Annotated in this window: 20 protein-coding genes; 12 read left to right on the top strand and 8 right to left on the bottom strand. The window is 65.3% G+C overall.

The window, feature by feature from the left end; all coding sequences use genetic code 11:
• Window positions 1-11: 11 nt before the first annotated feature.
• Window positions 12-644: a TetR/AcrR family transcriptional regulator gene (locus tag EZM81_RS09110; protein ID WP_136645493.1), complete on the bottom strand. Its 633-nt coding sequence runs from the start codon at window positions 642-644 to the stop codon at window positions 12-14.
• A 131-nt stretch (window positions 645-775) separates the two neighbouring features.
• Between EZM81_RS09110 and EZM81_RS09115 the strand changes: the two genes are divergently transcribed.
• Together EZM81_RS09115 and EZM81_RS09120 are read left to right on the top strand one after the other, a co-directional pair.
• Window positions 776-2,800: an NADH:flavin oxidoreductase gene (locus tag EZM81_RS09115; protein ID WP_136645494.1), complete on the top strand. Its 2,025-nt coding sequence runs from the start codon at window positions 776-778 to the stop codon at window positions 2,798-2,800.
• 52 nt (window positions 2,801-2,852) lie between these two features.
• A complete protein-coding gene (locus EZM81_RS09120; RefSeq protein ID WP_248298175.1) occupies window positions 2,853-3,374 on the top strand; it encodes a flavin reductase family protein in 522 nt (173 codons plus the stop codon).
• Here EZM81_RS09120 and EZM81_RS09125 read toward each other — a convergent pair.
• From EZM81_RS09125 to EZM81_RS09140, 4 genes are all read right to left on the bottom strand, one after another.
• Entirely contained in the window at window positions 3,371-3,766 is a 396-nt protein-coding gene (locus EZM81_RS09125; RefSeq protein WP_240783975.1) for a Fur family transcriptional regulator, read from the bottom strand. The genes EZM81_RS09120 and EZM81_RS09125 overlap by 4 nt on opposite strands.
• A gap of 228 nt (window positions 3,767-3,994) precedes the next feature.
• Window positions 3,995-4,543: an ImmA/IrrE family metallo-endopeptidase gene (locus EZM81_RS09130; protein WP_248298179.1), complete on the bottom strand. Its 549-nt coding sequence runs from the start codon at window positions 4,541-4,543 to the stop codon at window positions 3,995-3,997.
• Entirely contained in the window at window positions 4,543-8,235 is a 3,693-nt protein-coding gene (locus tag EZM81_RS09135; RefSeq protein ID WP_136645496.1) for a vitamin B12-dependent ribonucleotide reductase, read from the bottom strand. The genes EZM81_RS09130 and EZM81_RS09135 overlap by 1 nt, the downstream gene beginning before the upstream one ends.
• 464 nt (window positions 8,236-8,699) lie before the next feature.
• Window positions 8,700-9,590 carry a DMT family transporter gene (locus tag EZM81_RS09140; protein WP_136645497.1) on the bottom strand — a complete coding sequence of 297 codons (891 nt, stop codon included), beginning with the start codon at window positions 9,588-9,590 and terminating at the stop codon, window positions 8,700-8,702.
• A 142-nt stretch (window positions 9,591-9,732) separates the two neighbouring features.
• Here EZM81_RS09140 and EZM81_RS09145 point away from each other — a divergent pair, with 142 nt between their 5' ends.
• The 6 genes from EZM81_RS09145 to rarD all read left to right on the top strand — a co-directional run bounded on the left by EZM81_RS09145 (window position 9,733) and on the right by rarD (window position 14,271).
• Window positions 9,733-10,629 (top strand): DMT family transporter, encoded by an 897-nt coding sequence (locus EZM81_RS09145; RefSeq protein ID WP_136645498.1) that lies wholly within the window; start codon window positions 9,733-9,735, stop codon window positions 10,627-10,629.
• Window positions 10,630-10,680: 51 nt separating this feature from the next.
• The gene (gene eno, locus EZM81_RS09150) at window positions 10,681-11,958 is read left to right on the top strand and encodes a phosphopyruvate hydratase (protein ID WP_136645499.1); all 1,278 of its coding nucleotides are present in this window, start codon (window positions 10,681-10,683) and stop codon (window positions 11,956-11,958) included.
• Between the two features lie 4 nt (window positions 11,959-11,962).
• A complete protein-coding gene (locus EZM81_RS09155; protein ID WP_135448758.1) occupies window positions 11,963-12,295 on the top strand; it encodes a YrdB family protein in 333 nt (110 codons plus the stop codon).
• A gap of 39 nt (window positions 12,296-12,334) precedes the next feature.
• Window positions 12,335-12,871 carry an rRNA large subunit pseudouridine synthase E gene (locus EZM81_RS09160; protein WP_136645500.1) on the top strand — a complete coding sequence of 179 codons (537 nt, stop codon included), beginning with the start codon at window positions 12,335-12,337 and terminating at the stop codon, window positions 12,869-12,871.
• On the top strand, window positions 12,868-13,287 hold the full coding sequence (locus EZM81_RS09165; protein ID WP_136645501.1) for a cupin domain-containing protein: 420 nt from the start codon (window positions 12,868-12,870) through the stop codon (window positions 13,285-13,287). Before EZM81_RS09160 ends, EZM81_RS09165 begins: the two co-directional genes overlap by 4 nt.
• A gap of 78 nt (window positions 13,288-13,365) precedes the next feature.
• Entirely contained in the window at window positions 13,366-14,271 is a 906-nt protein-coding gene (gene rarD, locus EZM81_RS09170; RefSeq protein WP_136645502.1) for an EamA family transporter RarD, read from the top strand.
• 87 nt (window positions 14,272-14,358) lie between these two features.
• Here rarD and EZM81_RS09175 read toward each other — a convergent pair whose 3' ends face one another.
• Window positions 14,359-15,459, bottom strand: a complete 1,101-nt coding sequence (locus EZM81_RS09175; protein WP_136645503.1) for an anhydro-N-acetylmuramic acid kinase — start codon at window positions 15,457-15,459, stop codon at window positions 14,359-14,361.
• Window positions 15,460-15,514: 55 nt separating this feature from the next.
• On the opposite strand from EZM81_RS09175, the gene tyrS reads away from it, so the two are divergent.
• Window positions 15,515-16,765 (top strand): tyrosine--tRNA ligase, encoded by a 1,251-nt coding sequence (gene tyrS, locus EZM81_RS09180; protein WP_136645504.1) that lies wholly within the window; start codon window positions 15,515-15,517, stop codon window positions 16,763-16,765.
• Window positions 16,766-16,802: 37 nt separating this feature from the next.
• Here tyrS and EZM81_RS09185 read toward each other — a convergent pair whose 3' ends face one another.
• Both EZM81_RS09185 and EZM81_RS09190 read right to left on the bottom strand, forming a co-directional pair.
• Window positions 16,803-17,375, bottom strand: a complete 573-nt coding sequence (locus tag EZM81_RS09185) for a peptidylprolyl isomerase (RefSeq protein ID WP_136645505.1) — start codon at window positions 17,373-17,375, stop codon at window positions 16,803-16,805.
• A gap of 179 nt (window positions 17,376-17,554) precedes the next feature.
• Window positions 17,555-18,067: a peptidylprolyl isomerase gene (locus EZM81_RS09190; RefSeq protein WP_136645506.1), complete on the bottom strand. Its 513-nt coding sequence runs from the start codon at window positions 18,065-18,067 to the stop codon at window positions 17,555-17,557.
• A gap of 139 nt (window positions 18,068-18,206) precedes the next feature.
• On the opposite strand from EZM81_RS09190, the gene pgk reads away from it, so the two are divergent.
• The 3 genes from pgk to EZM81_RS09205 all read left to right on the top strand — a co-directional run bounded on the left by pgk (window position 18,207) and on the right by EZM81_RS09205 (window position 20,746).
• Entirely contained in the window at window positions 18,207-19,397 is a 1,191-nt protein-coding gene (gene pgk, locus EZM81_RS09195; RefSeq protein ID WP_135448766.1) for a phosphoglycerate kinase, read from the top strand.
• Between the two features lie 49 nt (window positions 19,398-19,446).
• A complete protein-coding gene (locus tag EZM81_RS09200) occupies window positions 19,447-20,331 on the top strand; it encodes a fructose bisphosphate aldolase (protein WP_136645507.1) in 885 nt (294 codons plus the stop codon).
• 112 nt (window positions 20,332-20,443) lie between these two features.
• A complete protein-coding gene (locus EZM81_RS09205) occupies window positions 20,444-20,746 on the top strand; it encodes a septum formation initiator family protein (protein ID WP_135448768.1) in 303 nt (100 codons plus the stop codon).
• Window positions 20,747-20,806 lie beyond the last annotated feature (60 nt).

The following is a 20,806-nucleotide window of genomic DNA, read 5'->3' on the forward strand; positions in this document are numbered from 1 at the left end:
TCCGGCCCGGCCTAGCCGCCTGACCATTCCTGGTGGCGGGCCTCGAAGGCGGCCACGTCATCCGAGGTGGGCGGCACACCGCAGAAGGTCAGAACATAGGCCGGGATCCGTGCCATCCGCTGTTCGAGGGTCTCGTTCGACCGAAGTGCAATATAGCCCACCTGGGTCAGATACAGCGTGCGTGCCCGGGTGTCGGCTTCGCCCTCTGGATAGCCGAAGCGACGGAAAAGCGCGGTAATCGCGGCGATGCGTGTGGCATCTGCATCGGCCATCGCCTGCTCAACCGCCCTGTCGGTCAGCGCCCAGGTCCGCATGGCAAATTCCAGGCGGCTATCGAACAGCGCAGAGTCCAGCCAGCAGTCGCAGAGATTCAACATGGCCTGGGCTATGGTCTGGGCCGGGGCCTCACATCGTGCGACCAGATTGCCGGTATTCTTTGCCTGCCACCGGTCGATCAACCCGGCCAGAAGCGCCTCACGGTCGGGGAAATGCCAGTAGAAACTGGTGCGCGACAGGCCAAGGCGCTGGGCCAGCGGCATGACCTTGACGGCCTCGACCCCGCCTTCGACAAGCAGTTCGTAGGCGGCATCCAGCCAGAGGTCCGGACTGCCACGCCAGCCGCGTTCGTTGCGCTCTGCATCCATGGCGGCACCCTATGCGCGGGCCGGCTTCCGGCACAAGGCCAGAAAACTCGACACACATGTCGATTTTTCTTGAGCCGACTCCATCCCCGGTCTAGCGTTGGCCCAGACTTCCAAGCCAGAGGCCCCGGCCCATGTCGAACGACCCGCTTCTTCAGCCCTATCAACTGAAGCACCTGACGCTTCGCAACCGGATCATGACCACCAGCCACGAACCGGCCTACCCGGAAGAGGGCATGCCGAAGGACCGTTACAGGCTGTATCATCTGGAACGGGCCAAGGCGGGCGTGGCGATGGTGATGACGGCCGGCTCGGCCGCGGTGTCGAAGGACAGTCCGCCAGCCTTCAACAACGTTCTGGCCTACAAGGACGAGGTCGTGCCGTGGCTGAGGCGGCTGGCCGACGACTGCCACGAGGCCGGGGCCGCCGTGATGATCCAGCTGACCCACCTTGGCCGCCGCACGCGCTGGGACAAGGGCGACTGGCTTCCGGTGGTGGGGGCGGGGCCATCCCGGGAACCGGCCCATCGCGCCTTTCCCAAGGTGATCGAGGATTGGGACATCGGCCGCATCATCACGGACTATGCCGATGCCTGCGAACGGATGCAGGCGGCGGGGCTCGATGGGGTGGAATTCGAATGCTACGGCCACCTGATGGACCAGTTCATGTCGCCCCTGACCAATGCACTGCCTGCGCCCTGGGGGGGCAGTCTGGAAAACCGGGCCCGATTCACGATGGAGGTGCTGGCCGCCTGCCGCAGGCGCGTGGGGCCGGATTTCCTGCTGGGCGTGCGCTATACGGCAGACGAGGACGCGCCCGGCGGGATCGACCCCGAGGAAGGCATCGCCATCGGAAAGATGTTCCGCGACAGCGGCTTGGTGGACTTTCTCAACATCATCAAGGGCCGCATCCATACCGATCCGGCCATGACGGACGTGATCCCGATCCAGGGCATGCGATCCGCCCCGCATCTGGATTTCGCAGGCCGCGTGCGGGCCGAGGTGGGGATGCCCACCTTCCACGCCGCGCGGATACCCGACGTGGCGACCGCCCGGCATGCAGTGGCCACGGGGCAGCTTGACATGGTGGGCATGACCCGCGCCCACATGGCCGACCCCCATATCGTGCGCAAGATCGTCGAGGGGCGCGAGGCCGACATCCGCCCCTGTGTCGGTGCGACCTACTGCCTGGACCGGATCTATCAGGGGGGCATGGCGCTGTGCATCCACAACCCCTCGACCGGGCGCGAGGAAACGCAGCCGCACGAGATCGCGCCAGCTTCGGTTAAGAAGAAGGTCGTTGTGGTTGGCGCGGGCCCCGCAGGCCTGGAAGCCGCGCGCGTGGCGGCCGAGCGCGGCCACCACGTCGTGGTGTTCGAGGCAGCGGCCGATCCGGGCGGGCAGGTGCTGCTGACCTCGCTGACGCCGCGCCGGCGCGAGATGATCGGCATCATCGACTGGCGCATGGCGCAATGCGCCGCACGGGGGGTAGAGTTTCGCTTCAACACCTTTGCCGAAGCCGCCGACGTGACGGCAGAAAACCCGGACGTGGTGGTGATCGCCACGGGCGGGCTGCCCACGACCGATGTGCTTGGTGCCGGCAACGATCTGGTCGTCTCCACCTGGGACATCCTGTCAGGCGATGTGAAGCCGGGGGCGAACGTGCTGCTGTTCGACGACGCCGGGGACCATGCGGCCCTGCAGGCGGCGCAGGTCATCGCCGAGGCAGGCTCGAGGGTCGAGATCATGACACCGGACCGCACCTTCGCGCCCGAGGTGATGGGCATGAATCTGGTGCCCTACATGCGCGCCTTGCAGGACAAGGACGTGACCTTCACGGTGACCTATCGCCTGCTGGCGGTGGAAAGGGCCGGAAACCAGCTGAAGGCCACCATCGGGTCGGACTACATGAAGCTGGCGAAAACGTCGCTGTACGATCAGGTGGTGGTCAATCACGGCACCCAGCCGCTGGCAGATATCTACTTTGACCTCAAGCCCTTGTCAGGCAATCTTGGCGCCGTGGATTATGAGGCCCTGATCGGCGGACGGCCGCAACCCGAGGTACCCGGCTTTGCGCTTTACCGGATCGGCGATGCGGTGGCCGCGCGCAATACCCATGCGGCGATCTACGACGCACTCAGGCTTTTGCGCACAGTCTGACCGGCAGATCTGACGTTGATTGTCGCGGACGTCGGCATATCTGGTAGGGCCCATGAACGGACCTGCCATGCCTGACGGAACAGCTTCGACCGACCTGCTGCTTGACCCTTCCGACCCGCGCGCGCTGCGCGACGCCTTCGGGCGCTTTGCGACCGGCGTGACGCTGGTCACGACGCTGGGGCCCGAAGGGCCGGTGGGCTTCGTGGCCAACAGCTTCTCGTCGGTGTCGCTTGACCCGCCACTGGTGCTGTGGTCCCCTGCCCGCGCCTCGTCGCGGTTTGCCATCTTCACCGGGGCACGGCATTTCGCGATCCATGTACTGGAGGCAGGGCAGCGCGACTGGGTGGCTCGCTTCGCCCGGGGCGGGGCCGGGTTCGCCGGGCTTGACCATTCGCTGACGTCGGAAGGACTGCCCGCGCTGAGCGGGGCGCTGGCCCGGTTCGACTGCGCGCGCCATGCCGTTCATGACGGTGGGGATCATGCGATCATCCTGGGCCGTGTGCTGCGCATGGCGGTGCGGGCGGGCGAGCCCCTGGTCTTCAGCCAGGGCCGCTATGGCAGCTTTGCCGGCTAGGGCTTCTTCCGGCAGTAAAGTTCCATCCGGTGATGGACGATCTCGTAGCCAAGCTCGGCGGCGATCTCGCGTTGAAGCTGCTCGATCTTTTCGGAGTGGAACTCCATGATCTCGCCACTGTCGAGGTCGATGATGTGGTCGTGATGCGCGGTGTTCGCCACCTCGTACCGCGCGCCCCCGTTTTCCAGGGCAAGGCGCAGAACCACGCCTTCCCTCTCCAGCACCGAGAGCGTCCGATAGACGGTGGCCAGCGACAGGCTGTCGTCTAGCTCCCGCGCCCTGCGGTGCAACTCGGCCGCGTCGGGGTGGTCCTGGGCCTCGGTCAGGACCTTGAGCAATGCCTCGCGCTGGCGCGTGACGCGCACGCCGGTGTCGCGGAGGGCCTGAGTCATCTTGCGGGCAGGATCGGGCTTCATGCCGGGATGGTAGCGGCTGGGCTGCCGGGGGTCAAACCTTCGGGCCGGAAGGCATATCCCCCACCCCATCCCTCCCCCACCGTGGGGGGAGGGAGGTCCCAGGCTTTCAGTCATTGCGCCGGATGGCTGGTCGAGGACCGGGGGTTTCACACCCCCGGACCCCCCGTGGGATATTTGGGGAGGGAAAGGTCTACTGAAGCTGGCTCAGAACCCGCGACGCTTCAGCGCCCGCTCCACAACCTCTTTCGAGAACGCGAAATGGCGAGACAGCGCGTCCAGATCCCTCCCGTATAGCCCAAGGGCTCCCTCCAGAGCGTGGTTGCCAAAAATGACAGCGTCGGCCCATTGATTTGCCTCGCTCTCTTCGAGCATCCCGGCAAGGTCATATACTTGGTCCAACGTATCGCCAGTCGCCCTATGCTTGACGGGCGCAAGAGGATCGCACGGGTCGACATGCAGGTAGTAGTGGCCCACTTCGTGCAAAGCGCTGAAGCGCTGCCGCAAGCGCGGGTGCCGACTATTCAGGACCACCTCGTAGCTTTTTTCGGCCCAGGTATCGGGCACGAGTTTGCCAGAGACGGCATGGGGCATAGCTTCAAAACGGCAGCCAAACCCGAGTTCCCGCAGCAAGTCACCCACCGAAGCAGGTAGCGATTTGTTCATGAAGTTGAACTGCCTGAGCGCATGCGCATCGGCGCCGGTGCGAACGACACTCAAGGCATCATTGAGGGTGAGAAACTGCTTCTTGCCCATCAGCTGCACCCGGTCGTGGCGCCACAGCTGTTGCACTTCAGGCAGGTGCCGTTGCGGACCAGCGTATAGTTGCCGCATTCGCCGCAGCTGTCACCGGTATAGCCCTGCAGCTTGGCCTTGGTGCGCGCATCCGCCGTGCTGATCGCAAAGCTGCTGGTGGTTTCCGAGAAGCCCGAGACCCTTGTCTCCGACAGGACCGCCGTCAGGGGCGCGGCGCTGTCGGTGCCGGTCGCCAGCCCCCCGCCGAAGCCGGTGGCCCCCTGCCCGCCCTGCAACACCACCAGTTCCTGCGGCAGGCGCTTGCGCATGTAGCCGGTCGAGGCGACCTGCTTCAGCACCTCGAGCGATTTCGAGGCCGCGATCTCGCTGGGTTCGGCGAAGTTGCGCTTGCCTTCCTCGTCGCCCCGGCCGAGGTCATCGAAGCTCGCCCCCTTGGGCGCGACATGGGCAAGGTCGGTGCGGTCAAGATAGCTGATCGCCAGTTCCCGGAAGATGTAGTCGAGGATCGAGGTCGCGTTCTTGATCGAGTCGTTCCCCTGGACCATACCGGCGGGTTCGAACCGGGTGAAGGTGAAGGCCTCGACGAATTCCTCCAGCGGCACGCCGTATTGCAGGCCGACCGAGACCGCGATGGCGAAGTTGTTCATCATCGCCCGGAAGCCCGCGCCTTCCTTGTGCATGTCGATGAAGATCTCGCCCAAGCTGCCATCGGCATATTCGCCGGTGCGCAGATAGACCTTGTGCCCGCCCACGATCGCCTTCTGGGTATAGCCCTTGCGGCGTTCCGGCAGCTTCTCGCGGTGGCTGCGGACGATCTCCTTGACGATCACCTTCTCGACGATCTTCTCGGCCACGACCTGGGCCTTTTCGGTGACCGTGCCCGAGGCGAGCAGCTCTTCGGCCTCGTCGTCGTCCTCGATCAGCGCAGAGGCGAGCGGCTGGCTGAGCTTGGAGCCGTCGCGGTAAAGCGCATTGGCCTTGATACCCAGCGAATGCGACAGTTCGTAGGCTGCCAGCACATCAGCGATGGTGGCGGAGTTCGGCATGTTGATCGTCTTGGAGATCGCGCCCGAGATGAAGGACTGGGCGGCAGCCATCATGCGGATGTGGCTTTCCACCGACAGATAGCGGGTGCCCTTCTTGCCGCAGGGATTGGCGCAGTCGAAGACCTTGTAGTGTTCGGGCTTGAGGTGCGGAGCGCCTTCCAGTGTCATGGTGCCGCAGACATGATCGTTGGCGGCCTCGATCTGCGCCCTGGTGAAGCCGAGGTGACGCAGCAGGTCGAAGGTCGGATCGGCAAGTTTTTCGGCGGGGATGCCGAGAGTGCCCTTGCAGAAGTCCTCGCCCAGCGTCCACTGGTTGAAGACAAAGCGTATGTCGAAGGCCGAAGGCAGCGCAGCCTCGATCTTCTCGATCTCGCGCGGGCCAAAGCCGTGGCCGATCAGCGCGGTGTGGTTGATCGCCGGGGCCTGGCCGAGCGAGCCGTGGCCGACGGCATAGGCGACGATCTCGGCGGCTTGCGACGTGGAATAGCCGAGGGCCTCCAGCGCGGCAGGGACCGACTGGTTGATGATCTTGAAGTAGCCGCCGCCGGCGAGCTTCTTGAACTTCACCAGGGCGAAGTCGGGCTCGATGCCGGTGGTGTCGCAGTCCATGACGAGGCCAATGGTGCCGGTGGGCGCGATCACCGTGGTCTGGGCGTTACGGTAACCGTAGGCCTCGCCCAGGCGCAGCGCCTCATCCCACGCGGATTTGGCAAGGGTAACAAGGCTTTGGTCGGGGCAGTTCGCATGATCCAGCGGGACAGCCGGGACGTTCAGCCCTTCATACTGGCCGGTCGCATGGGCCGCGGCGCGGTGGTTGCGGATGACGCGCAGCATGTGCTGCTTGTTCCGCTCATAGCCCGCGAACGGCCCCAGTTCCTTTGCCATCTCGGCGCTGGTGGCATAGGAGATGCCCGTCATGATCGCGGTCAGCGCACCGCAAAGGGCGCGGCCTTCGTCCGAGTCATAGCCGAGGCCCATGTTCATCAGAAGGCCGCCGATGTTGGCATAACCCAAGCCAAGGGTGCGGAAATCATTGGAGAGCTGGGCGATTTCCTTCGAAGGGAACTGCGCCATCATGACGCTGATTTCCAGCGTGACCGTCCACAGGCGGGTGGCATGCACATAGGCCTGGGCGTCGAAGCGGCCGTCCTTGTAGAAGGTCAGCAGGTTCATCGACGCCAGATTGCAGGCCGTGTCGTCGAGGAACATGTATTCCGAGCACGGGTTCGAGCCCCGGATCGGCCCGTCCTCGGGGCAGGTGTGCCAGGCGTTGACGGTGTCGTGGAACTGGATGCCGGGGTCGGCGCAGGCCCAGGCGGCATGGCCGATCTGGTCCCACAGATCGCGTGCCGAGACGGTCTTGGCCACCTTGCCGTCGGTGCGGCGGATCAGCTCCCAGGGCAGATCCTCCTTCACCGCGCGCAGAAATGCGTCGGTGACGCGGACCGAGTTGTTGGAGTTCTGGCCCGAGACCGAGATGTAAGCCTCGGAATCCCAGTCGGTGTCGTAGGTCGGGAATTCGATCGAAGTGAAGCCCTGCCGCGCGTATTGCAGCACGCGGTTGGTATAGGTGTCGGGGATCATCGCCTTCTTGGCTGCCTTGATCGCAGCCTTCAGCGCGGAGTTCTTCGCCGGATCGGTGGCATCCCCGTCCGCGCCGTCCCACTGGCGGATCGCGGCGAAGATGTCGTTCAGCCGCGCCTCGTGCATCTTGGATCCGGCCACCAAAGAGGCGACCTTCTGTTCCTCGATCACCTTCCAGTTGATGAATTCCTCGATGTCGGGGTGATCCATGTCCACGATCACCATCTTGGCCGCGCGGCGCGTGGTGCCGCCCGACTTGATCGCCCCCGCCGCGCGGTCGCCGATCTTGAGGAAGCCCATCAGGCCCGAGGACTTGCCGCCTCCCGAAAGCTTTTCGCCCTCGCCCCGAAGGCTGGAGAAGTTGGTGCCGGTGCCCGAGCCATACTTGAACAGCCGCGCCTCGCGCACCCAGAGGTCCATGATGCCGCCTTCGTTCACAAGGTCGTCCTTCACCGACTGGATGAAGCACGCATGGGGTTGTGGATGTTCGTAGGCGCTGTCGGACTGGGTCAGCTTGCCGGTCCTGTGGTCCACGTAGAAATGGCCCTGGCCGGGGCCGTCGATGCCGTAGGCCCAGTGCAGGCCGGTGTTGAACCACTGCGGCGAGTTCGGCGCGGCCATCTGGCGGGCCAGCATGAAGCGCATCTCGTCATAATAGGCACGGGCGTCGGCCTCGGTGGTGAAATAGCCGCCCTTCCAGCCCCAGTAGGCCCAGGCGCCTGCCAGACGGTCAAAGACCTGCTTGGCCGAGGTCTCGCCAGTGTAGCGCTGGTCCTCGGGCAGGCTGGCCAAGGCCTCCTCGTCTGCGACCGAGCGCCACAGGAACTCGGGCACGCCCTTTTCCCTGACCTTCTTCAGCGCCGCCGGCACACCTGCCTTGCGGAAATACTTCTGTGCCAGAACGTCGCTGGCGACCTGGCTCCAGCCTTCGGGGACTTCCACCGCGTCGTTGCGGAAGACAACCTTCCCGTCGGGGTTGCGGATTTCCGAAACGGTGGTCGTGAAGGCCATGGCCCCATAGGCGCCGGTGGCCTCGGTGGTGAAGTGCCGCTCGATCTTCATGCCCCTGAACTCCCGTTCTTGCGGCCAATAAGGCCGATGAATGCTGCAATCTTGCGCGGGGTACCGATCCGGTTGCAGCGAAAGACAACAACCCACCATCCTGCCGGCCTGCACCGGCTGGAGGGGCGCATCCGTTCCGGATGCCCTTTCTACTGGGTCAATCTGCCTGTCCACTGCGGCACTAGATTTTGTGGTTTCCCCTGCCGCTTTATCAAACTGTCGTAATCATGACAGTCGATCAACGGGAAAATTTTGCCTTCATCGAAATTTTCTCCCTTGACGTTGGGCTGCCACACCACCCTGTCAGCGGTGCAGCAGACGCCCCCCTGTGGACAGGTTTGGGGACAAGGTTCGAGCAGTTTGTGAAGTGTCCCCGATTTCGCAGAAATGCAGCGCGCTTGACCGGCCGCCTTGCAGCCGGAGGGCCCACGCCAATTCGGCGGCGGGCGATTCTGCACAGGCCTTCAGAGCGCCGGGCGCGCCGGCCGATTGATCAGCACGATTCCGGCCGCGACCAGACAGGCCGCGCCGAGAATCGGCCAGGTGACGGATTCGCCGAAGATCAAGGCACCCAGCAGAATGGCCAGGATCGGGGTCAGGAACGAGAACGAGGCCACGGTCGAGGCCGGATAAACCGACAGAAGCCAGAGCCATGTGACGAAGCCCCCGGCCACCACGACCGACGCCTGGAACACCAGCCAGAACAGATGGGCCGGTTGCAGATCGCGGATCAGCGGGCCGAACGCCGGCGCCGCCAGCAGAAGAATCGGTCCAGAGACAAGGACCATCCAGAACAGCTGCATCTCGGGCCCCTCGTCCCGCATCACCGGGCGGCGCGCGATGAAGGCAGTCCCCGCCCAGCCCCAGGAACCGCCCAGGGCGAAAAGGTCGCCGATCAGACTGCCTTCGCCCGAAGCACTGCCAGCCAGGATCGCCCAGGCCGCCCCGGTGAAGGCCATTGCAAGCCCAAGCGCCCGGATCGGCGTGATCCGTTCGCCAAGACCGAAATGCGCGATGATCGCGAACCAGACCGGCATGGAATAGAAGATGACCGAGGTGCGCCCCACCGTCGTCAGGTCGAGCGCCATGAAAAGGCAAAGGAACTCGGCTGCGAAGACGGCGCCCATCAGCAGGCCCGGGCCAAGGGCCCTGCGCCTCAGTCGCGGTGGACGGTGCCGGAAAAGCAGCAAGGCCCAGACGAACAGCACTGCCAGCGCTGACCGCAGACCCGCGAAGAACACAGGCTGCAAGCCCTGGTTCACCTGCTTCACGATTACCTGGTTGAAGGCCAGAAGCAGCGTCACCCCCAAAAGGACTGATCCGCCGAAGGCATCAAGCCGATCCTTGCGCTGCATGCTCTTGCTCCTTGCCGCCCGGCACTTGTGCATGGCCTGCGCGGCGGGAACAAGGCCGCGATGCCCAAGCGTGGCGGGATCAGCCACCTTGATCGAGGTGCAGACGCTTTCCTTCGCTCCGCGGCGGGCATAGAACGGCCCGATGGCCCGCAGCGAACCCCGAAGCGATAACCTGACAGGCATCCTTCTGATGCTGGCCGCGATGGCGCTGTTTGCGGTCGAGGACCTGTTCCTGAAACTTGCTGCCACTGGCCTGCCCGTCGGTCAGATCGTCCTGATTTCAGGTGCCCTTGGCGCGCCGGTGTTCTGGGTCATGGCGCGCAGGCAAGGGCGGGGAATCTGGGTGAAGGAAGCGCTTCATCCCGCTGTCATTGCAAGAAATGCCGGAGAAATGATCGCTGCGGCAAGTTACGTCGCCGCCCTTGCCGCAGTGCCGCTTGGCACCGTTGCCGCAGTGTTGCAGGCGCTTCCGCTGGCCGTCACCATGGGCGCTGCCCTGGTCTTCGCAGAGCGGGTTGGCTGGCGGCGCTGGACGGCGATTCTGGCGGGCTTCGCAGGGGTTCTGCTGGTGATCCGCCCGGGCAGCGATGGCTTCCGGGTGGAAACGCTTCTGGTGCTGATCTCGGTCGCCGGGATCGTGCTGCGCGACCTTGCAGCGCGCGCTATTCCGGCCTCGGTCACGACGGCGCAGGTCTCGGCCTGGGGGCTTCTGTCGGTGACGCTGCTCGGCATCGGGATGATGCTGGCCAGCGGCCAGGCAAAGGCGGTTTCCGGACCCGAGACGATCATCCTGCTGGGGGCTGTCGTCTTCGGCACCGCGGGCTACTGGGCGGTGACGGCGGCCACGCGCACGGGCGAAGTCGCGGTCGTGGCACCGTTCCGTTACAGTCGTCTGGTCTTTTCGATGAGTCTCGGGGTGGTGTTCCTGGCTGAACGCCCCGACGGCCCGACCCTTGCCGGCGCGGGTCTGATCGTCGCTTCGGGGCTTTACGCCTTCGCCCGCGAACGGCGGCTCAAACGCGCTTCCCTCGTCGCCTGAGCCGGGGTAAAGGGGCCGGGAGAGCACCCTTCGGCCTTGAGGAAACCGCCCATGAGCACGATCATCGACATTCACGCCCGCGAAATCCTGGACAGCCGCGGCAACCCCACGATCGAGGTGGACGTAACGCTGGAAGACGGCAGCATGGGCCGCGCGGCGGTGCCCTCGGGCGCCTCGACCGGCGCGCATGAGGCCAACGAGAAGCGCGATGGTGACGCCAAGCGCTACAAGGGCAAGGGCGTTCTGGAGGCCGTCGCCGCGGTGAACGGCGAGATCGCCGAAGAGATCGTCGGTTTCGACGCGACCGAGCAGGTCGGCATCGACCGCACGATGATCGAGATGGACGGCACGCCGAACAAGTCGCGGCTCGGCGCAAATGCGATCCTGGGGGTCAGCCTTGCGGTGGCGAAGGCAGCGGCGGAATATACCTCGCAGCCCCTGTATCGCTATGTGGGCGGGACCAGCGCCCGGGTGCTGCCGGTGCCGATGATGAACATCATCAACGGCGGCGAACACGCCGACAACCCGATCGACATCCAGGAATTCATGATCATGCCGGTCGGTGCCCAGGACATCCGCGAGGCGGTGCGGATGGGGTCCGAGGTGTTCCACACGCTGAAGAAGGAACTGTCGGCGGCCGGGCATAATACCAATGTCGGCGACGAGGGCGGCTTCGCGCCGAATCTGAATTCGGCCCGAGATGCGCTTGATTTCATTCTGAAATCCATAGAAAAGGCAGGCTACAAACCTGGCGAGGACATTTACCTTGCGCTCGACTGCGCCTCGACGGAATACTTCCGGGGCGGCAAGTACGAGATGAAGGGCGAGGGCCTGTCGCTGAGCCCGGAAGAGAATGTCGAATGGCTGGCCAGGCTGGCGGCGGATTATCCGATCGTTTCGATCGAGGACGGCTGCGCCGAGGACGACTGGGAAGGATGGAAGCTTCTGACCGACAAGCTCGGCCACAAGCTGCAGCTGGTGGGCGACGATCTGTTCGTGACCAACCCCAAGCGCCTGTCGCGCGGGATTGCGGAAGGGGTAGCGAACTCGATGCTGGTCAAGGTCAACCAGATCGGCACCCTGACCGAAACATTGCAGGCCGTCGAGATGGCGCACCGCGCGCGGTATACGAACGTCATGAGCCACCGGTCAGGCGAGACAGAGGACAGCACCATCGCCGACCTCGCCGTGGCCACGAACTGCGGGCAGATCAAGACCGGCTCGCTTTCGCGGTCTGACCGGCTGGCGAAATACAATCAGCTGATCCGTATCGAAGAGATGCTGGGCGAGACGGCAGAGTATGCCGGGCGGTCGATCCTGAAGGGTTGACCGCGTGCTGACCCTGGTCAACGGCGCACTGGCCTTTGCGGTCGAGATGGCGCTGCTGGCCGGGGTCGGTCGTGCAACCTACCTGACCTTCGAGAGCGGGCCGGCGGGATGGCTGATTGCCGCAATGGCCATTGCGGGCGTGACGGTGGTCTGGGGTCTATGGGCGGCCCCTGCCTCGCCCCGCCGCCTTGATCCCGGGGCACTTCTTGCACTCAAGGCAGGCCTTTTCCTGCTTGGCACGTTGGCCTGGCGGGCCGGGGGACCCGGCTGGGCCTGGCCCCTGTTTGCCGGAGCAGCCGCGCTGTCGCTGATACTCGGGCTTGCCGACCGGCCCTGACGGCTTTTAGCTGTGCCTGCGGCGGGTTATGGCAAAGACATGGCGCGGGTTATCCTTCTGAACAAACCGTATGACGTCCTTTGCCAGTTCACCGACGGCGAGGGGCGCGCGACGCTGGCCGATTTCGTGCCGGTCAAAGGGGTCTATCCGGCCGGGCGGCTGGACCGCGACAGCGAGGGGCTGGTGGTGCTGACCGACGATGGCCGGTTGCAGGCGCGGATCGCGGACCCGCGGTTCAAGCTGGAAAAGACCTATTTCGCGCAGGTCGAGGGGCTGGTGACCGAGGCAGCGCTGGAGCGTTTGCGGCGGGGTGTGGAGTTGAACGATGGCCCGACCCTGCCCGCAAAGGCCCGTGCGGTGGGGCCGCCGGGCTGGCTCTGGCCCCGGACGCCGCCGATCCGGGTGCGCAAGACCGTGCCGGACAGCTGGATCGAACTGACGATCCGCGAGGGGCGCAACCGGCAGGTGCGGCGCATGTGCGCAGCTGTGGGGTTGCCCTGCCTGCGGCTGATCCGCTGGCGGGTCGGGGACTGGACGCTGGAGGGGCTGGCCCCCGGCGAATGGAGACAGGCATGAGCGCAGAAGACATCATCCGCAAGCTCGAACTGGAACCTCACCCGGAGGGGGGCTGGTATCGACAGACCTGGGCCGGACCGGACATCGGTGGCCGGGCCAGCGGAACCGCGATCCTGTTCCTGCTGCGCGCCGGAGAGCGAAGCCATTGGCATCGCGTTGATGCGGACGAAATCTGGCTGTGGCACGCAGGTGCCCCGCTGGTCCTTTCGCTGGGCGTGACAGCCGCAGCCGATGTGCGGCTGGGCCCGGACATCCTGGGGCGCGAGGTCGTGCAGACGGTGGTGCCGGCAGGCTGGTGGCAGGCCGCACGGTCCACGGGGGAATGGACCCTTGTCAGCTGCACGGTATCGCCCGGCTTCCGTTTCGAGGGGTTCGAGCTTGCCCCGCCAGGCTGGACGCTGCCGCGCCAGATCTGAGACAAGACCTGTCTGGCGCATTGTTCCGGGCACAAGATTGTCATGGTGGCCGGCGGGCGCATTGGGTAGGGGAAGCCCATGGTCGATACCCCTGCCCTGACTGCAAGGAACGAGGACAGCCTGTCGGGCTTTCTGTTCGCGCTGACGGCCTATCTGCTGTGGGGCTTCCTGCCGCTGTACATGAAGGCGCTTGCGCATGTCCCGCCGGTCGAGGTGATCGCCCACCGGGTCATCTGGTCGGTGCCGGTGGCAATGGCAGTCTTGCTCTGGCTTCGGCGGACGGCCGATCTGACGGCCGCGCTGCGCAGCCCCCGGATGCTGGGCATGGGCGCAATGACGGCTGCGCTGATCAGCGTGAACTGGGGGATCTATGTCTGGGCCATCGGATCCGGCCATGCGCTGGATGCGGCGCTGGGTTATTACATCAACCCGCTGTTTTCCATCTTCCTGGGCGCGGCACTTCTGCGCGAGCGTATCGGGCGGATGCAGGGTGTGGCCATTGGCCTGGCTGCCGTTGCCGTGGCAATCCTGACGTGGGAGGCAGGGCGCCTGCCGCTGGTCGCACTGGGGCTGACGGTCACATGGGGCTTCTACGCCTTCCTGAAGAAATGGCTGCCGATCGGACCGAACCAAGGGTTCGCCCTGGAGGTACTGATCCTGCTGCCCGTGGCGCTGGGCTACATGATCTGGCTTTCCGCAACGGGGGGCGGGCATTTCCTGCAAGGGGTGGCCTGGGACGACGCACTGCTTCTTGGCTGCGGGATCGTCACCGCGGGCCCGCTGATGATCTATGCCAACGGGGCAAAACGGCTGCGACTTTCGACCATTGCGGTAATGCAATACATCGCCCCCACGCTGATCTTCCTGACAGCGGTGTTCATCTTCGACGAACCGTTCAGCGGCATGAAGCTGCTGGCCTTTGGAATGATCTGGAGCGCGCTTGCCCTCTATTCGCTGCCGGTCCTGAGGGCACGCCTTCGCTGAGCTTCGGCAGGCCGTTCCAGGAACGATCAGGGACAGCTGCCCAAGAGCCGGATGGCCACACCGGCGCAGGGTCGCCGAGGCAGCGGCCTAGCCCTCGGGGCGGCTGATCTGGCCGCCACCGACCAGGGCCGGTGCGCCCGTCGTGTCGGGGCCCGACGTGGCCATCTTGCGCAGCACCCGCACGGCCAGAAAGGCAAAGGCCTGTGCTTCCAGCATGTCACCGTCGAGACCCAGATCCTCGACAGGCTGGACAGGGCATGGCAGACGGCGGCGCAACTCGGCCATCATCACCGGGTTGCGCCGCCCTCCGCCGGTCACCAGGATGCGGCTGACCGGCGCGGGAAGGTGCAGAAGGCCCGCACCGACGCCCGCAGCTGCCACCGCTGTCAGCGTGGCGGCGGCATCGGCGTCGCCAAGGTCGTCAAGTGCCTCGACCATACTCTGGAAATCGTTGCGATCCAGCGACTTGGGCGGGGGCAGGTCGAACCATGGGTCCGACAGAACCCTGGCGACAAAACCTTCGTCAACCCGGCCCCGAGCCGCAAGCGCGCCGTCGCGGTCAACCGGCTGGCCGGTTCTAGCCAGCATCAGGTCGTTCAGTGGCGCATTTGCCGGCCCGGTATCGAACGCCAGCAGCGCGCCCGGCGTTTCCGGCCTGTCGGCGGTGGGGTTCACGCAGGTCAGGTTGCCCACCCCGCCAAGGTTCAGGAAGGCCACCGGCTCGGTCAGGCCCAGATGGCGGGCGAGGGCGAAATGATAGAAAGGCGCAAGCGGCGCGCCCTGCCCGCCCATGGTGACATCGGCACTGCGGAAATCCCAGACGATCGGCAGGTCCAGAACCTGCGCCAGAAGCGCACCGTCCCCGCACTGGTGCGTACCGCGCCCGGCCGGGTCATGTGCCAGGGTCTGGCCGTGGAAGCCCACCAGTTCCGCCCCGGTGAACCGGGCCAGAAGCTCGACATGCGCATCCTCGACAACACGGGCCGCCTCGGCGACGCCCGGCTCACCAGGCCAGCGCCCCAGGGCGGCACGGATCGTGGCCTGTTCCTTCGTGCTGTAAGGGCGGAAGGCCGAGGGGCCGAAGCTCTCGATCGTGATCCCGTCTGTCCTGATCATGGCGGCATCGACACCATCGAGCGAGGTGCCGGACATCGCGCCCAGCGCCCACAGGGCCCCTTCCTTGCGCATCTTCCCTTAGGCTCCCGCCAAAGATATACCGCGCGCATCCTAGACCGAGGCACCCATGCACTACCATCCGAAATCTGACTTCATGCGCGTGATGTTCGAGCGCGGCTTTGTTGCCGATTGCACGGACTATCAGGCGCTTGACGAGGCATTGTTGAAGGGTGTGGTGCCGGCCTACATCGGCTATGACGCGACCGCGCCCAGCCTGCATGTCGGGCATCTGATGAACATCATGGTGCTGCGCTGGTTGCAGAAGACGGGCCACAAGCCGATCACGCTGATGGGCGGGGGCACGACCAAGGTGGGCGACCCCTCGTTCCGGTCGGAGGAGCGGCCGTTGCTGACGCCCGAGGCGATCGACGCCAACATCGCCGGGCTGAAGAAGGTCTTTGCAAACTATCTGACCTATGGCGAGGGCCCGACCGACGCCATCATGTTGAACAATGCCGAATGGCTGGACAATCTGAACTACCTGGATTTCCTGCGCGACATCGGGCGGCATTTCAGCGTGAACCGGATGCTGTCCTTCGAGAGCGTGAAGTCCCGGCTGGACCGCGAACAGTCGCTGTCGTTCCTGGAATTCAACTACATGATCCTGCAGGCCTATGATTTCCTGGAACTCTACCGGCGCTACGGCTGCCTGTTGCAGATGGGCGGGTCGGACCAGTGGGGCAACATCATCAACGGGATCGACCTGACCCGCCGCGTGGTGGACAAGGAGATCTATGGGCTGACCACGCCGCTGCTGACCACCAGCGACGGGCGTAAGATGGGCAAATCGGCGCAGGGCGCGGTCTGGCTGAACGGCGACATGCTGAGCCCCTATGAGTTCTGGCAGTTCTGGCGCAACACGACCGACGCCGATGTGGGCCGGTTCCTGAAGATCTTCACAGAACTGCCGGTCGAGGAATGCGACCGCCTGGGCGCGCTGGGCGGGGCCGAGATCAATCAGGCAAAGGTTGTTCTTGCGAACCATGCCACGACCCTTCTGCACGGGGCCGAGGCAGCGGCGGCGGCCGAGGCAACGGCACGCGAAGTGTTCGAAAAGGGCGGAATCGGCGACGACCTGCCCACCGTGGCTCTGGAACCCGAAGAGCTGGCCGAAGGTGTGGGCATTGTGCAGCTTCTGGTGCGTGCGGGCCTGGCATCCAGCGGCAAGGAGGCCAAGCGTCTGATCGCGGAAGGGGGCGCGCGGGTGAACGACGAGCTGATCACCGACCCGGGCCTGCGCTTCGGCGCAAGCCATCTGATCGAGCCGATGAAGCTGAGCGCAGGCAAGAAACGCCACGCATTGGTGGTGATGAGCTAGCAATCGGGGTGGGTCATGCGCCCACCCCGCGCAGGTCTCATTCCTGGACGGTGACCTTCACCATGACATCGGCGGGGGCGGTAACTTCGCCGTTCCGCCCCTCGCCCCGCTTGATTGCGTCCACGACCTCCATGCCGGAAATCACCCGGCCGAAGATCGTATACTGCCCGTCAAGAAAGCTGCCGTCATCGAACATGATGAAGAACTGGCTGTTGGCCGAGTTCGGATCCTGCGCCCGCGCCATGCCGACCATTCCCCGCTGGAAGGACAGCGCGTTGGTGAACTCTGCCGGGATGTCGGGCATGGCAGAGCCGCCCATGCCGGCCATGGAAAGGTCGCCCCCGGCCTTGCCGTATTGCACGTCGCCCGTCTGCGCCATGAAGCCGTCGATGACGCGGTGGAACACCACGTTGTCATAGGCGCCCTCTTTCGCCAGCGCGACGACTTGCGCCACGTGTTTCGGCGCCACATCGGGCAGAAGGTCGATGACCACGGTGCCGTTGGCCTGACCGGCGATCTCGATCACGAGGTTCGGGCCGGGGCCGTCAGAGCCCTGGGCAAGCAAGGGCGTCGCCGCAAGCGTCAGGGCGACGACAAGTCTGCGCAGCATGAGATGTCCTTTCGAGATGTTGGATCGGAGGCCTTGTCCATGGCCTTGGCCCCTGCGTCAACCGGGGAGGCATCACATCCGCGGGGGCTGTCCGGCAGGCCTGCCGCATCCCGCCAGGGGTGGGCGGGGCAAGGCACGATGGCCTGCCCCACGACCAGCCGGTCACGCCGGAACTGCCGTCACAGAACGTCGGCCACCACGCGGACCGAGATCATCCGGTCCGGGCTGGCCGGCGGCTCGCCGCGCGTGATCTTGTCCACATGCTCCATCCCCGAGATCACGCGGCCATAGACGGTATATTGGCCATTCAGGAAATGATTGTCGCGGAAGTTGATGAAGAACTGGCTGTTGGCCGAGTTCGGGTTCTGCGACCGCGCGGCGCCCAGCGTGCCCCGGTCATGCGGCAGTTTCGAGAATTCCGCCGGCAGGTCGGGATATTGCGACCCGCCCGTGCCCGACCGGCGAGGGTTGTAGTTCGGGCTGGCCATGTTGCCATGTTCCACATCGCCGGTCTGGGCCATGAAGCCGTCGATCACCCGGTGGAAGGCCACGTTGTCATAGGCCTTGTCGCGGGCAAGCTGCTTCATCCGCTCGGTGTGCTTGGGCGCGACGTCGGGCAGCAGCTCGATCACCACCTCGCCGTCCTTCAGGGTCATGATGATGGTGTTTTCCGGGTCCTTGATGTCGGGCATCGGGGTCTCCTTCGGGTTTGCGGTCGGGCGCGACCGTAGCGGCGGCATCCGGCCAAGGAAAGCACAAAGCGTCGCAACCTGTTGACGCGCGCGTGATAAGGGCGGCATGTGCTGGCAGGCTTTCAAGGAGGATGATGCGATGCCCTGGAAAACGCTGGACGAGATGGACCTGGCCGGCAAGGTGGTGCTGGTGCGGGTAGACATCAACGTGCCGATGGAAGCCGGCCGTGTCACCGACATGACCCGGATCGACAAGATCAGGCCCACGGTGGACGACATCATCGCCAAGGGCGGCAAGGTCGTGCTGCTGGCGCATTTCGACCGGCCCAAGGGCAAGGTCGTGCCCGAGATGAGCCTTTCCCATGTCGTCGATGCCCTGGCCGGCTCGCTGGGGCGGAAGGTGGTCTTCGGCACCGACTGCGTGGGGGCACCTGCCGCCGAGGCCATCGCCAAGGCCGGACCGGGCGAGGTAGTGCTTCTGGAGAACACCCGCTTCCATCCGGGCGAGGAGAAGAACGATCCCGCGCTTGCCGCCGAGATGGCCAAGCTGGGCCAAGTCTATGTGAACGACGCATTTTCTGCTGCGCACCGGGCGCATGCCTCGACCGAGGGGCTGGCGCGGCTGTTGCCGGCGGCGGCGGGGCGGCTGATGGAGGCGGAGCTGAGGGCGCTGGAGGCGGCGCTGGGGTCTCCCGAGCGGCCGCTGGTCGCGGTGGTGGGGGGCGCGAAGGTCTCGACCAAGATCGATCTTCTGGCGAACCTGGTGACCAAGGTCGATCACCTTGTGATCGGCGGGGGCATGGCGAACACCTTCCTTGTGGCCGAGGGGATCGAGGTCGGCCGGTCGCTGGCCGAACGCGAGATGGCCGAAACTGCGCGCGAGATCCGGCACCGGGCGCAGAATGCGGGTTGCCAGATCCATCTGCCGGTCGATGTGGTGGTGGCGCGCGAGTTCAAGGCCGGAGCCGAGAGCCAGGTGGTCGATGTCCAGATGTGCCCACCGGATGCGATGATCCTGGATGCGGGGCCGAAGACGGTCGCGGCGCTGGAGGCGGTCTTTGCCGGGGCAAGGACGCTGATCTGGAACGGGCCACTCGGCGCGTTCGAGATCAAGCCCTTCGATGCAGCGACCAATGCGGCCGCGCAGGCGGCGGCGCGGCTGACGAAGGCGGGCAGGCTGATTTCGGTCGCGGGCGGCGGCGACACGGTTGCGGCGCTGAACGCGGCGGGCGTCGCGGGGGATTTCACCTTCATCTCGACCGCAGGCGGGGCCTTCCTGGAATGGATGGAAGGCAAGGAACTGCCAGGTGTGAAGGCGCTGATGGGTTGAGCGGGCGGCCCCCGGGGGCTATGCCACAGGGATGTTGCGGGAGAGGACCATGATGAACACGAAGATGCTGGAGAAGGTGCGGAACGGGCGGGGCTTCATCGCCGCGCTGGACCAGTCGGGCGGATCCACGCCCAAGGCGCTGAAGCTGTATGGAATTCCGGAAACCGACTATTCCGGCGAGGCGCAGATGTTCGACCTGATCCACGCGATGCGGACGCGGATCATCAAGTCCCCCGCCTTCAGCGGCGACAAGGTGCTGGGCGCGATCCTGTTCGAGCAGACCATGGACCGCACCATCGACGGCATCCCCACCGCGACCTACCTGTGGGAGAAGCGCGGCATCGTTCCCTTCCTGAAGATCGACAAGGGGCTGGAAGCGGAAGCCGACGGGGTGCAGCTGATGAAGCCGATCCCGGGCCTCGACGCGCTGCTTGAACGGGCGGCGAAGGCGGGGATCTTCGGGACCAAGGAACGCTCGGTCATCAATGCGGCCAACCGCAAGGGCATCGCCGCCATCGTCGCCCAGCAGTTCGAGATCGGCCGCCAGGTGGCCGCCCACGGGCTGATGCCGATCCTGGAGCCGGAGGTCACGATCTCGATCCCCGACAAGGCCGAGGCCGAGGCGATCCTGCAGGAGGAGATCCTGAAGGCGCTGGAGGGCTACGAGGGCCAGGTGATGCTGAAGCTGTCGCTGCCCACGGTGCCGGATTTCTACCAGCCGCTGGTGAAGCATCCCAAGGTGCTGAAGGTGGTGGCCCTGTCGGGCGGCTACAGCCGGGACGAGGCGAACCGGATCCTGGCGCAGAACCACGGGATCATCGCCAGCTTCAGCCGCGCGCTGAGCGAAGGCCTGTCGGCCCGGCAGACAGACGCGGAATTCGACGCGGCCCTGAAAGAAGCGATCGACAGCATCTACGCTGCCTCGATAACCTGAGACGGCGGCCAAGCCGTTGCCCCAAGCATATTTTCGGGATTCACAAGCCGATCCTGATATGCCATGCTTTTTCTAATGCCCCCGACGGATGAGGGGGTTTAGGGGCTAGGGCATGGCGTCGGCAGGTGTTCGCCGCGGTTTTGGTGGGGTGATCTATCTGATCCTGGCCTTCGGACTGGGCGTGTATTTCACTTTCGCGGCGGTGCAGGGCGACTACGGGATGTTCGCCCGCATCGCCATCAATGCTGAAGCCGCCGATCTGACCGAAGAGCGTGACCGTCTTGCCGCCGAACTTGCCGAGATGCAGAACCTGACCCGTCGGCTGTCGGACGACTATCTGGACCTCGACCTGCTGGATCAGCAGACCCGCGATGTCCTGGGCTACATGCGGGCCGACGAGATCGCCATCCGCTGACGTGCCTCTGGCCACCATCCGGGGCGGAGCAGTCAGTTGCCACCTTGCGCCTGCCCTGTA

The organism is Tabrizicola sp. YIM 78059 (genome assembly GCF_004959785.1).
GTDB classification, from domain to species: domain Bacteria; phylum Pseudomonadota; class Alphaproteobacteria; order Rhodobacterales; family Rhodobacteraceae; genus Tabrizicola; species Tabrizicola caldifontis.